At 68.6% G+C, this 283-nt stretch carries 1 protein-coding gene; it reads left to right on the top strand.

What is annotated here, in order from left to right; all coding sequences use genetic code 11:
- Positions 1–283 (top strand): ABC transporter permease (locus IF78_RS0143020; RefSeq protein ID WP_031498973.1); only part of this gene is annotated, 283 nt, incomplete at both ends.

The following is a 283-nucleotide window of genomic DNA, read 5'->3' as shown; positions in this document are numbered from 1 at the left end:
GGCACCTGGCACATCGTCATGCCCGCCGCCCTGCCCGGCTACCTCGCGGGCCTGAAGCAGGGCTGGGCCTTCTCCTGGCGCTCCCTCATGGCCGCCGAGATCATCGCCTCCTCCCCCGACCTCGGCGTGGGCCTGGGCCAACTCCTGGAAAACGGCCGCCAGACCAGCTCCATGTCCATGGTCTTCTTCGCCATCCTCCTCATCCTGATCGTCGGCATCGCCATCGACCTGCTCGTCTTCAGCCCACTGGAACGGGCGGTACTGCGCAGCCGCGGCCTGCTGG

Source organism: Streptomyces bicolor, assembly GCF_000719285.1.
GTDB classification, from domain to species: domain Bacteria; phylum Actinomycetota; class Actinomycetes; order Streptomycetales; family Streptomycetaceae; genus Streptomyces; species Streptomyces bicolor.
Note: the sequence above shows the minus strand (reverse complement) of the source record. Positions and strands in the feature narration are given on the sequence as shown.